This window comes from Paenibacillus hemerocallicola, from assembly GCF_006265175.1.
GTDB classification, from domain to species: Bacteria; Bacillota; Bacilli; order Paenibacillales; family NBRC-103111; genus Paenibacillus_AB; species Paenibacillus_AB hemerocallicola.
Genome location: NZ_VDCQ01000099.1, coordinates 1 through 13,377 on the forward strand (window position 1 = coordinate 1; position 13,377 = coordinate 13,377).

General features: G+C 49.4%; 8 protein-coding genes. 5 read left to right on the plus strand and 3 right to left on the minus strand.

Translation table 11 applies throughout. The features are described from left to right. On the plus strand, window positions 1–1,582 hold a 1,582-nt coding region (locus FE784_RS41385; protein WP_176706813.1), incomplete at its 5' end, for an FIMAH domain-containing protein. A gap of 121 nt (window positions 1,583–1,703) precedes the next feature. Further along, a complete protein-coding gene (locus FE784_RS38025) occupies window positions 1,704–2,990 on the plus strand; it encodes a sialidase family protein (RefSeq protein ID WP_139607508.1) in 1,287 nt (428 codons plus the stop codon). Window positions 2,991–3,327: 337 nt separating this feature from the next. Here FE784_RS38025 and FE784_RS38030 read toward each other — a convergent pair whose 3' ends face one another. The 3 genes from FE784_RS38030 to FE784_RS38040 all read right to left on the minus strand — a co-directional run bounded on the left by FE784_RS38030 (window position 3,328) and on the right by FE784_RS38040 (window position 5,865). Next, window positions 3,328–3,711, minus strand: a complete 384-nt coding sequence (locus FE784_RS38030) for a DoxX family protein (protein ID WP_139607509.1) — start codon at window positions 3,709–3,711, stop codon at window positions 3,328–3,330. Between the two features lie 579 nt (window positions 3,712–4,290). Continuing rightward, window positions 4,291–5,172 carry a haloalkane dehalogenase gene (locus tag FE784_RS38035; RefSeq protein ID WP_139607510.1) on the minus strand — a complete coding sequence of 294 codons (882 nt, stop codon included), beginning with the start codon at window positions 5,170–5,172 and terminating at the stop codon, window positions 4,291–4,293. A 105-nt stretch (window positions 5,173–5,277) separates the two neighbouring features. Further along, a complete protein-coding gene (locus tag FE784_RS38040) occupies window positions 5,278–5,865 on the minus strand; it encodes a TetR/AcrR family transcriptional regulator (protein WP_139607511.1) in 588 nt (195 codons plus the stop codon). Window positions 5,866–6,333: 468 nt separating this feature from the next. Between FE784_RS38040 and FE784_RS38045 the strand changes: the two genes are divergently transcribed. The 3 genes from FE784_RS38045 to FE784_RS38055 all read left to right on the plus strand — a co-directional run bounded on the left by FE784_RS38045 (window position 6,334) and on the right by FE784_RS38055 (window position 13,119). Further along, window positions 6,334–6,651 carry a Rieske (2Fe-2S) protein gene (locus tag FE784_RS38045; protein ID WP_246132370.1) on the plus strand — a complete coding sequence of 106 codons (318 nt, stop codon included), beginning with the start codon at window positions 6,334–6,336 and terminating at the stop codon, window positions 6,649–6,651. Between the two features lie 347 nt (window positions 6,652–6,998). Further along, entirely contained in the window at window positions 6,999–8,300 is a 1,302-nt protein-coding gene (locus FE784_RS38050) for an ABC transporter substrate-binding protein (RefSeq protein WP_139607513.1), read from the plus strand. A gap of 259 nt (window positions 8,301–8,559) precedes the next feature. Then, window positions 8,560–13,119 carry a family 43 glycosylhydrolase gene (locus FE784_RS38055; protein WP_176706814.1) on the plus strand — a complete coding sequence of 1,520 codons (4,560 nt, stop codon included), beginning with the start codon at window positions 8,560–8,562 and terminating at the stop codon, window positions 13,117–13,119. Window positions 13,120–13,377 lie beyond the last annotated feature (258 nt).

Consider the following 13,377-nt stretch of genomic DNA (forward strand, 5'->3'; position numbering starts at 1 on the left):
TCAATATGCAGGTATTCCATTTGCCGGGTCGGAAGCTTATGGGAGTCAGATGAGGGACGGGGATAAGCGGGCACGACAGCAAATTACCGATATTAACGCCAGCGGCCGATCGCCGTTGCAGATCGTAGCCGAGAAAGCCGACCAACTCGGCTTAAAGACGAATGCCTCCCTGCGAATGAACGCCGTCTATGATCCTGCAGTAAACGGATACTTGAACGGTGCCGTCTATGACAACCAAATGCTTCCCTATCGAATGGTGCTGAAGAATGGGACTTTGAATTTCAGGGTTGATTATGGGAATCTCATCGTCCGGGAGTATATGAAAAATGTCCTGCTGGAGGCTGCCGCCTTCCCTGGGGTAGATGGAATCAACCTCGATTTTGGCAGGTATCCGAATCTTTTCGGTTACCAATCCGAACTAACCGATGCGTACCTGCTGCAGTATGGAATCGAGCCGAAAGATGAAACATCCGTTGCAGGGCTGGAACGTTGGGACCGTTATAAAGCAGAGGTGGTTACGCAGATGCTGCGCGAGCTCCGACTGGCTTTGCCGACGAAACAGATCACGGTACGATTTCCTTACGATGGATATAAACAATACGGGTTGGATATTGATGCCTGGATCGCCGAGGAATTGGTTGATATGATCATCCCTACGAGCCTCAGTCATGAACAATTTTTTGATATCGCTCCATTCGTGGAGGCGGTAGGCAATTCCGATGTCCAATTGTATATCGGTACGACTCATTCCTTAAGCGGGCATGACTTGACGAAAGCGGAAGAGGATTTGATCAAGCAAGGTATTCCGGTCAACAGGTCCAGTACGGTAATGAGCGAACTGCAATATCGTCTTAGAGCATACGTTGCCTATCAGGCCGGAGCAGATGGCATTTACTTGTTCAACAACTGGACCGGAAACAATAGTCTGGATAAGATCGGTGATAAGATTGATATTGAAAAATGGCATCATTTCGCTTACCCTGCGGATTTGGTCACGAACCTGATTGAAGCGGAAGCACCTGTTCCCGGAGCCAATTCAGCGCCTTTAACACGTGATCTGACGGTTACCGCCCAGGTGTACACAGCAGTGACGGGGACGTTACGAGCTGTGGATGCCGATGGAGATCAATTAACGTATAGTCTCGTAGAGAACGGTCAGAAAGGAACGGCGAGCGTGATCGATTCTGGCAATGGAACGTTTGGCTATTTGCCCAATACAGGACAGACGGGTATGGATACCGTGACTTATCGTGTTTATGACGGTCATGAATATTCGCTTCCGGCTACGATCACGGTAACGATTGAACCGGTTCATGTAAACGGGATGCTATTGTCCGTGGGACACTATGCGGAGGAGAACGAAATTCAGTCCAGTTTTGCCGTCAATTTGAAGTATCGGCTGGATATCATTCAACTGCTCTTGAATCAAGGGGCGGAACAACAGGCTGTTGCTTACATGGAGGACTTTATCCATTACATCAATGATCCTTCCGTTCGCGCTCAAAATCTAATATCTACCACGGCTGCGGAGGTTCTTGAACAGCAGGCGAATGCATTCATTCTCGAACTGAGCTCGATATAGGCAATTAGCCTCATTGCGTTTGCAGAAGCTGGTGGGGAAAGGGTTTCCTTGAACCACCGGCTATATTTTAAGAGATAGATGATGGTAAGCAAAAATTAACTTTAACGGAGATAAAAGGAGCATGAGCAAAAATATGAAGGTGAGAAAAGAGCTTTATGTCGAATCCCCGGATAAAAAAACGACGGATCAGAGATCACAACGTTATGTAAGCAGTACGGGACTTAGGAGAGTGGAACGTAAGAGCTTGCAAGGTGAATCGGATTGGAGCAATGCAGCATTCGAGCGATTCTCCGATGATAACGGGCGAACCTGGGGGGAATGGCAAGATGTTTACAGCAGAAGTGTTGAGGTGAAAGGCGAAGACGAAATCGCTACTTATAATGGGAAAGAGACATACAATCCGCAATTCGGGCATTTTGTATCCGTTGACATGCGCAGAGTTTTCTTTGACGGCCATCATAATGCCTACAAGCGATTTTGGGGACATGGCGAGGCAAGTTTTGTTGACCACAGCTTGCTGTCGATAAGAAAAGAGGGAAGTGATGAGCGAACAACCGAATTGATCAAATATGAGGAAGGCGCCGATTTTGATCCGGATAACTGGAGAGACCCGGCATATACCAACAACAATCGGGCCTATTTGGGTTGTGGTGTCGAAGTTTTGGATAGCGGCGAAATTATATTTCCGATTGGCGCTTCCATGCGCGCCTGCTTGCGTATTCGCGGCCTTGACGCAGCTGAGATTTTCCCCTCTTGTTCCGAAATCATGCACGGCTTGATTGTTGTTCGTGGCATATTCAATCAATCTCGCGGGCATTACGACCTTACGTTCTCCCGACCGATCGTGATCAGTGACTTAAAATCTTCCAGAGGGATAGATGAGCCGGCCGCCATCATGCTGCCGACGGGCCGGATATTGGCGGTGTTCCGCGGGTCCAATTGGGAAAACAAAAATTGGAATACGCGCATCGAACCTGGAACGCCAGCGCATAAGTGGTACTGTTATTCCGATGACGGAGGAAGTACGTTCACCGACCCTGTGCCGTGGCATTTTGACAATCGGGAGGTGTTCTACTCGGCAGCGACCATTTCCGCTTTTGTCAGGAGCATAAAGAACGACAAGATCTACTGGATCGGCAATATTTCTGATCATGCAACCTATAGCAACTTCCCTCGTCATCCGCTCATCATTGCTGAGGTAGACGACCGCGGTTTGCTGATGAAGGACACACTTACAACGATAGATAAGCGGGAAGAGGGTGATTCCGATAAGCTCCAACTATCCAACTTCAGCATCATACAGGATCGCGAGACCGGAATGATCGAGGTATACCTTGCAAAGCTTGGTCAACGGGAAGGATATACATGGTGGGCCGACTGTTATCGATATTTTATCGATGTTGAATAATTATGATTTCTATTATTTAATGAAGGAGCCTAATACCAGGGAACTTCCTAGGACTAAGTGCCGTTAGCAAAACGTCAACATGTAAAGAATTAACCAAGCATTTCGATGTGTTTACAATACCAGAAGATAGCCTAAGAAATGGGCTTTGTCAAAAAGAGAGCGTCTCGGTAGGATGGGTTTGTCCACGGGTTCGAAACCCAACACCATCAAGGAGGCGCTCTTATTATGAAGTTTAAGCAATCAGACGGACAAAATCAACGAATTGAACGAATTACCATTCCCATCTTGTTATAGGTATTGATGTGGAAAAGGAAGCCCACGTAGCCCAAGCACATATTTATCGATCACCTGACCTGATCTTTCTATCCGCAGGTCTGAAATACCACGAGGCAACGGTAAGAATTAGAAGTAACAAGGGGGGGAGTATGTCGCCACTGGAATCGCCTAATACAAGATGTGAAATTATCGCTCCTGACATTGTAAAGAAAAAACCTGCGTAAGCCCATTCTTTAAGCAGAGGAAATTTAGGAATAAGGATGGCTGCAACGCCCAAAATTTTAGAAGCGCCAAGTAATACGAGCAAATAAGAAGGATACCCCAAATGCATCATCATATCAACTTCTGCATCCAGTTTAATAAGTTGAACGATTCCCGTTGAAAGCATGCCTAGTGCCAGCCAAGCGGTAGCAACCCAATAGATAATTTTATTTCTCTTTATCATGATAGTTTCCTCCTTATTATGATTTCCACAAAATTTCCACTTCGATATTAGTATTGAACTTCTAATCAAACACTGATGACGGGTTTAATTATAGGACACCATTCGGTGTCGTGTCAACAATTCGTTGAAACACAAATTACCGGAGAAACGGTTGCACCCTCTCGCCAATATGTTTATATAAGCGAAGATGAACCTATTCTCTCGTTAGACAAAAAAGATGGTGACAGGCTGATTGTGCTCGCCAATCGGCAACAGCCTTTGAAATTAGTTAAGAGCAAAACAAACCAAAATGGCGTGATGGACTGCACCATCAAATAGGTTGATTATTCGTTAAAGAAGATCGTCTGTCCCTGATTCTTGTTCATCAGGGTTCGGGAGATCTTTTTGTTTTTGCCGCGAGGAACTGAGTGAGGGGGATGATTGTGTCACAAAGTCATTCGATTTGTGGATTTAAAAGATATGTTTGTGTCATTAGACATGACTGGCCGCTGATCGTTAGGGGACGGGCAGAATAGCGCAATAAACCGGGAGCAGACGCCGAGTCATTGCTCCCGGATCTCCAAGACGTGAAGGCAACCGTTATAATGTCAGTTCCTTCAACCAGGCAGTAAGGGCTACGCCAATCTCATCAGGCGAGTCTTCCTGGGGATAATGACGTCCACGAACGGTGATCTCGGTTTGCACTGGCCAGCTGCGGCAGAAATCTACATGAGTTGAAGGCATCGTGCCTGGAACACAGTTGACGAATAGTTTTGGAATCGAGCTCTGTGCCAACCATTCGCCGTAAGTGGTGACAATGTCAGTCACATCAGCCGGATCGCCATCGAATGGCAGTTGTCGCGGCCAGGTCAGTGTAGGACGGCGTCCTTCGCCGGGCCGCGAGAATGGCCGACGATATTCTGTCATCTCTTCCTCTGTCAACTTACGCAGAATACCGATTGGAAGGTTAGTCTCAATGAAAGAGTTTTGTTCTAATACCATCTGTTCACCTTCCTGGGATCGTAATGCCTGGAAGATTTTTCGTCCCGTTTCAGGGAGCTCGCTCCAGCTGCGAGGTTTTATAATTCCTTCCATGTAGGCGATTCCTTTCACGGCTTCCGGATGGCGATACGCCCAATCAAATCCCAAGGCAGACCCCCAATCGTGCACAACAAAGGTAACTCGTTGACGAACGCCAAGTTGATCCAAAAGGGCATCGAGATAGCGACGATTCTCGACAAAGGTATATGAGTCGGGACCACTATTAGGAAGTTTCCCGGAGTCCCCCATGCCAATGAGATCAGGAACAATGCAGCGACCGAGATTTTGAGTATAAGGAAGAATGTTCCGCCAGAGATAAGAGGAAGTAGGGTTGCCATGCAGGAAGACAATCGGATCGCCACTTCCCACCTCCACGTAGGCCATCTCTAAACCAAACACCCGTTGACGCTTCTTTTCGTAGGGAAAGGACGCACTAATCATACAGAATCTCACCTTTCATTTTCAATTTGAATGCAAGTACATACTTTCATAAATTGCTAAAGAAAAGCTCCGATCGGAGCCGCTCAATGAGTAATATAAATATGATTAGGGACTTAGAGCCTTGGTAAATAAACGTACGCTTTCTTCAATAAATTCGTTCAGCGTTTCTTCCGAAACCGCTTCTTTCGTATTTAGGCTACTGATAAAAGCCCCAAAATTCATCCACATGAACGATAATGCTTGGATTTCAGGATTTGAAGTGACAACTTTGCCTTGTGATGACATGGCAGTTAGATAGTCTGCGAGCAGATTTTTCAAATGCTTAGGGTTGCGGGAAGCCTCTTGAAGAACGGCATCAGGAAGAGTACTACTTCCTTTTAGTGAGATTGAAATTAACTTTCTGTTCCGGTTCATGATGTTATGGTACGTTCGACTGAGTGTAAGAAGATCCTCATGCAGATTTCCTTTAAGACCTTCGTTAAAAAGCTTGGTCATCTCATTGCCATAGTGAAACCGGTTGAAAGCGGCCTCAAGCAGTTTTTCTTTCGTTCCAAAATGCCGAAATAAGGTGACTTCGTTCACTCCGGCAGCGAGTGCGATTTCTTTGGTAGTTGTACTGTCATATCCTTTTTCAGCCATGAGGTTTATGGTTGCCAGCAATATTTTTTCGCCTGTAGTTGGATTAGCGATCATCAATTCCCCCTTAATGCAAGTACTTGCTTTCATTAATGTTTATATTCTAGATTAACTGTAACTAAATGTCAATAGAGAGGGGATTGGAACCGTTTCGCAATAAAAGAAGCTTTCTTCGATTAACTATCGGGTAACGTTAGTTCAATGAAACAGCGGCAGTCTAGGTTTTTATTTATCGGGTCCAAGGCTGCCGCTGTCGATTTCTAACAACGGCTATGAGCACCGGATCAGTAAATAGGTGGCGTTCCTAATGACGAAAATGCTGACAGCGAAGTAATGTAGATTCCAGCCAAAACTAACGCTGAAAAAAGGGGCGCAGGGTTACTTGCTGAAACATCTGCAATCTTTTGTTTCCCCTCCCGGCTATAATGAGCTTTCGAGTCATGCGTTGACGCAATCGCATCCGAAGGCGCCATCGCAAAAGTATGTTGTTGCAGCAGTATCGGAAATCCCCCCGGCTCGAGGAAAATTGTTGAAGCGGGCGGTCGGAGCATAGGTGTTTACAATCACGATGGACAATTTTATGCGCTGCGCAACGTATGTCCGCACCAAGGAGCCGAGCTGTGCAAAGGTCTGATCAAGCCGCTGGTGGTTTCGAAAGGACCGGATCACTTCGAGTACGAGCGGGAAGGGGAAATCGTTCGATGCCCTTGGCATCAATGGGAATTTGATATGAAGACGGGTTGCATGATCGTGGATCCGGCGATGCGGACGAAAACCTATGAAGTAACGGTGGAAACGTTCGGCGTAACCGTGGAAGAAGGCCAAGTCGTCGTGCATATGTAGAAACTTTGATTTTTCTTGTAACTGAAAGCCTCCATTTCCGTATGAAGCGCGGTATGGGGGCTTTCGCGGCGATATTGCGATTGTGCCGATCCAGTCTGAAAGTGGTCAACTCTAGCACATAAAGCAGTCAAACATGTGCAATCTTTTGCGTTCCTGCAAAGCTATAATGATCTTGATCAGACGGAAATTGAGCATGAAATGTCGAGAATGGGGAGGGGGGATGTATCCGACAATGGAAATAAAACGGGTTGTAGCATGTGCTTTGAAAAAAGTAAGCGCTATACCGGATGCGAGCGAATGGTGTTTTTGCATTGATAGAAAAATAATAGAAATTGGGGGTTGTTTGATTGAGAACGAATGCCATTAACAGTTGGTCCAAGTGGTTGCTCGCAGGTTTGATGCCGGCTTTGCTGGCCGCCTGCGGCAGTAATGGAAGCGGAGGCAATGGAAGCGGACAAACCAATGGTGACATAGGAGAAAAAAACGATGAACCGGCAAATCTCGTCTTTTATTCCACCGCGGTTTGGAGTCAAGAAGCGTTCAACGAGCGATTTGGGGATGCTTTAAGGAAAAAATTCCCGAATTACACGATCCAAGCGATTTTCAACGGCAAAGGGACAACGATTGAGGAAGTGATAAGCTCAGGCGTAACGATTGACATTGTATGGAATGATGTGAACAATACAATTCCCCAATTATTGAATTACGGACTTCAGCACGATATGTCCGAGTTGATCAAACGCCACAATGTGCCCGTTCAGAATCTGGAGCCGACAGCCGTCAATGCAATCCGCGATATGTCCGACGGCAAAATGTATGCGCTTCCCATTATCAATAATACCGCCGTTCTGTATTACAATAAGGATCTCTTCGATAAGTTCGGCGTTGCTTATCCGGTGGACGGGATGACCTGGGACCGTGCGATTGATCTGTCCAAACAATTGTACCGATCGGACGGGGGCGTACAGTATTACGGGATGAGGGGCGGTATTCAGCCTCACGCCAACTTAAGTCCGCTTTCGGTTCCTTCGATCGATGCAAAGACAGGGAAACCGACCATTTTAACGGATGACCGCTGGAAAACGTTATTCAGCGAAGTTGTCGAGATGAAAAAGACGGTAGAAAACAAAGCATTGAGCTTTGTGAAAGACCCCAAAGTAGCGATGTCGATCGACTTGGCCAATATCTTTATCAATAACGACATGTCTGCATTGAACTGGGATCTGGTTTCCTATCCTTCTTACAAGGATAAGCCGGGCATAGGTCCGCAGTCGCTGCCTACGCTGTTCGGCATCACATCGGCGAGCAAGCAGAAGGATGCGGCGATGAAGGTGTTAAGCTACTTGCTGTCGGAGGAATCGCAAATGAGCTTGTCCGAAAGGGCTGTCATTCCCATCTTGAAGGATGAAAAGGTGAAGGCCGCTTTTGGGAAAAACAGCAAATACTCAAATAAAAACTTACAGGCCATCGTCAAGATGAACTATGCTCCCATTACCTCGAAGTCAAAATATGAAAATGATATACGTACTATCTATGATAAAGCGATTCCCGATCTTGTAAATGGCAACGTCGATTTGAATACCGCTTTCAGAAATATGGATGATCAAATCAACAAGTTGATCGCGGAAGATCAGGCGAAATCGAAATAAGGCATGGTGATAAGAGTAAGCGCTTCATGACCGGGTGAGCGCTTACTCTATTTGTGAAAGATTGGATCGGGATGGTGTATGCATGGAGTTTGGACAGAGAAGCTGCGTGGGACAAGCGTGGAAGCGATTACATATTAGGGGTGAGGTGAAGTTCATGAGGAAATTTATACGTATCTTGGTAATGTGTTCGTTTCTTACGTTGTCTTTATGTTTGGCCGTGATGATGTCTCCTGCTTATGCAGAAGCGGAGACGGTATATGTGGATGCCTCGCAAGGACAGGACTCGAATACCGGAGGATCGGCCTCCTTGGCCTTTAAGACGCTGGACCGTGCCATCCAGGAAGTTGGCCAAGACGGCGGAACGGTTGTTCTTGTCTCCGATTATACCCTGAATTCGGATTATACCGAGCCGGTGCATAGCGGGGTCATCACATTGACAGCGGATGACGGCATTCAAGATTATGGCGCGGAGCTTTCCTTTCCGGGTTCCAGTCAGAAAGTGTACCGGTTGTCGGGACCTACCGAGTTCCGCAATCTGACGATCGTGACCACCGGTTGGACGGTGTTCGCCGCACAGTTTCATCCGATTGTGTTCGGGGAAGGCATCTCCGCGGTAAGCACGGTCTCGAACGAAACCAGACAAATCTTCGTTGTCGGCGGGTATGAGGCGCCGCATAGCAACAGCCTTGCACTTAATCTGGATTCGCATATTACGATAGACAGCGGCACGTTTTATGCGGTGAGCGGCTTTACTAGAACGAGAGGGATTGCGACACAGACTTATACCGGCACATCGCATATTACGGTGAACGGGGGAAACATTTCGGAAGTATACGGAGCTTCTCTGTACAACCACTTCTCCGGCAGTACGGTCATTCGCGTCACCGGGGGCACCATCGGCAAGGTCAGCGCCGGAGGAGACGTAACCAGGCGGCTGGATGGCACGGCGGACATTGAGCTGCTCGGAGGCACGGTCGGAACGATTGATGTGAATAACGTGGTAGGCGATGCGATGCTTACGCTTGATGGGGTGACATACAGCAACGTTTCGGTTACGTATGCTTCGCAAGCGATTCGAAATCTTGCCGTACAAGCGGGTTCCGAAAAGATCGCAAGATACAATGCGCTGCATTACAGTACAGCTCAGATCACGCATCTGGAACAAATATTCGACAGAGCAGAGAACTTCACTCATGTGTATGTGAGCGAGGGCGCCTCCGGAACCGGCTGCACCGTACAAGAGCCGTGCGGCAGCTTGCAGGATGCCTACGAGTTTATTCGGGTCGCCGGCGGGGTGATCCGTGTCAGTGGTTCCGTCCTTTGGGACTTTGATCCTGTTGTGCCGCTGGCGAATGGGAGAGTGACATTTACGAGCGACGAATCGGGGATCATTGTCTTCCCTAGCGACGCCTATGTCCGGTTTAAAAACGATGTCACTTTCGAGAACATCGAACTGCGGCATGAAGATAGCGTTACGCTGCATGCCGATGGAAGCCAGCTTGTCATCGGGGACGGTGTGGTCACGGACGATCCCGAAGGCATGACTGTGTCCGGCGGCGCGGGCAGTTCTTCTCTTGCGATTTATAGCGGTTCGTTCGAACGGGTCATTGGCGTGGCCGGTCTGGACGGCGCGTATGCCGGTACGGTCGTGACGGCGGTCTATGGGGGAACGATCGGCCTGCTCTGGTCCGGAACAACCGATGCGTATTCGGTTGCGCGTGCCGAAACCTCGGTTTACGGCGGAGACATCGGTACGATTCACTCCTCCGCAGGCCATATTACGGATGCTTACGTTCTGCGTCTGTACGGCGGCAGTGTGAATTCGGTTGTGATGAACCGGCTCGACGGGGATGTGCTGCTGCGGCTGGTCGATGCCGAGGTCAATCAGATCTCCGCATCGGAATGGGGCCAGGGAGAGGCGGTCCGAACGCTGATCTACACGCCTGCCCACGCATCAGTCGTAGCGGGAGTTGCGGCGTTGTTTGACAACAAGATCACGGATCGGTTCGTCTATCTGGAGGATGGCGGCACTGGCAGCGGCAGCCACCCCGGCAATCCGGTCGGCGATCTGAACGCAGCTATCGCCCTTCTGGGTGATGACGGCTATGTCGTCATTAGCGGCAAGTACACCATTAGTTCGGCGTATTCGGTAAACGCACACAATCATCATGTAACGCTGACGTCTTACGACTATGACCGGGATTACAGAGCGGGCGGCGCTGCCTTTGACCTTGGAAGCGACTTATTGCTTGGGGGAGAGACTTCCATTGAGAAGCTCCAGTTCAACGCTCCGGCATTCGCCGTTATATTCGCAATGGGGCATCCGCTGACGATCGGTGAAGATGTGGACACCACGCTCACGCTGGGGAATAAAACGTATATCAATCTCATTGGCGGACACAACCGCAATACAGTGACGCCGGAAATACGTCTTGAGGTGAATAGCGGGAACTGGGCCGTGCTGCGTGGAGGTTCCAATTACAAAGGGGCGCAAGCCGACAATCTGGACATTGAGATTACGGTGAACGGCGGAACGTTCCACAGCTATGTCGCCGCCGCGCCGAGGGACCGGAGCTCGGGCACCATCCAGTTTACGGTGAACGGAGGCGTGTTCAGGCAAGGATTGTTTGTCGTGCATGAATATGTTGAGGATGGCAGCATGGATAACGGCGAGTATGACGTCGAGTTCACGATCAACGGCGGCGAGTTCTGGAAGATGATCGCTCCCGCTCGCAACAAATCAACGATCATGGATGGCACCTTTCACGTGAACCTGAACGGAGGCGATTTCAGCCATCTGACGGACTTCCGCGGTACGGAGGAGTACGAGGGCGACATGACCAGCTTTCTGGCTGTCGGGCCTAACTTCGATATCGATGCGGAACCTCAAGGCACGATCACGTTCACCAACTATATGCGCAGCGGCGCGGACCCGTATATGTTCTACTACAACGGATATTATTACTATACTTCAACGGGCGCTACTTCGATCATTCTGCATAAAGTAGCCAACATTGCGGATTTAAAGACGTCGACGGGATATACCATTCTCAGACCGACTTACGGCCAGAATCTGTGGTCTCCTGAAATTCATTATTTCTCGGCCGCAGAGGTTGGCGAGGAGAATGCCGGCTGGTATATGTTTATCGCATTCGATGACGGGACGACGGCGAATCAGCGGCAGCATGTGGTGAAGGCGCTTGACGGGGACAATCTGATCGGCCCCTGGGGCAATCCGGTCACCGGAGAGGCGAACGTTCCGCTCAAATTACTCAATGAGGATGTCCCGGAATTTAACAACGAAGATTTCGTCGCGGGAACATCCGTCATTCGAATCGGCGGGAAAGCCTATCTGACCTACGTGAGCGAAGTAGGTCGCGGTACGTCGAATTTCCACCAGACCATCAGTATCAGCGAGTTCGAAAATCCGTGGACACTTACAGGAGAGCCTACTGTATTGGTTGTTCCCGAATATGCATGGGAGATGGGCGGCTACGGTCAAAGTTCATCCGACCCCAATCTCTGGTATCCGAAAGTTGTTGAAGGCGCCGCTGCGGTATACGGAGAGAACGGAGAGGTGTATCTTGTCTATACCGGAAGCGGATATTGGACCATTTATTATGCGCTCGGGTATATGAAATTCCTGGGCGGAGATCCGATGGTGGCGTCGAACTGGGTGAAAAACCCGACTCCGATTTTGTCGCTGTCCGACACGATTAACGGCAGCGGGCATGGTTCTTTCTTTACGGACGCAGACGGAACGAAGTGGATCGCCTACCACGCTTATGTTGGCAGAGATACGTCCAGCGGACGATTTGCCTTCGTAGAACCTTACCATGCCGATGAAAACGGGGTCGTTATCGGCAACGGTTCGGGCCACCCGGCTCCGATCGAGACGGAATATACGGTTGCTGTGAACCGCACGCCCCTGTCGGATAAACTATCGGGATTCGGAAACATGGCGCCGGTGATGACATCAATCAGTCTGAACGGGGCGGTAACACCCGCGCAGACAGGTACGACCCAGCAAACGGTCGTAACGGCCACTTACAGCAATAACACGACGGTCGATGTTACTGCCTGGGCGAATTACGCAAGTTCGAACCCGAACGTTGCCGAAATATCGGCTGCAGGGCTCATCCTGTACAAGAACGCCGGCACGACGGTCGTGACGGCGACATATGGAGGACTCACATCGGAAGGTGTGACGATCCAGGTGGTTGGCCCAGCGAGGAGCATGGCCAAGCCGGGCAAACCGGTTCTTGCCGACAACAATGGTTACGATCACGGGATACAGGATGGAATGTACAGCATCACGATGAACCTGTGGCACGGAGAAAATGGCGGGATCTACAGGCTGTATGAGAATGAGGTGCTGGTCGATACGCAAGTTTTGACGGCCCAGAGCCCCGCCGCGCAGACAGCAGTCACTGCGATCAGCGGCAAGCCGAACGGCACGTACCGATACCGGGCGGAACTGGTTAACGCGTATGGCGCCACGAGCAGTGATACGCATGTGGTCACGGTTACGCAAGCGGCCCCGGCCAAGCCGGCATTGGCCCATAATAACTGGGATGGAGACGGCAGCTTTCAGGTGAACATGGACCTGTGGTGGGGAACGAATGGAGTGACGTATCGCCTGTACGAGAACGAAGTTCTGATCGACACCCAGATGCTGCCGGAACGTACGCCATCCGCGCAATCGGCTGTAACGAACATAACAAACAGAGGCTTGGGCAACTATGAGTACCGGGCGGAGCTGGTTAACGAGGCGGGCTTTACGTCAAGCGACAAGCTGATCGTGAATGTCAGCAAATAGCGCGAAATTACGGATGCTTTCGTTCTACGTCTGTACGGGATCATCAGTAAACAGGAATAGTAAAAGGACAAGACGGAGCCCATGCAGGGCTCCGTTCGCCATTATCCTGTCTTCCATTCATTAAAGTAGCGGTCATCAATGTCCTGGGGAGCCAATCGAATCGTCGAGATTTTTCCACGAGATCGTTGACAATAACCCGGATCAAGAGAGGTTGCTCCCGGATACTTATCCCGAACCGGTTGATAGTGGATGATCGCA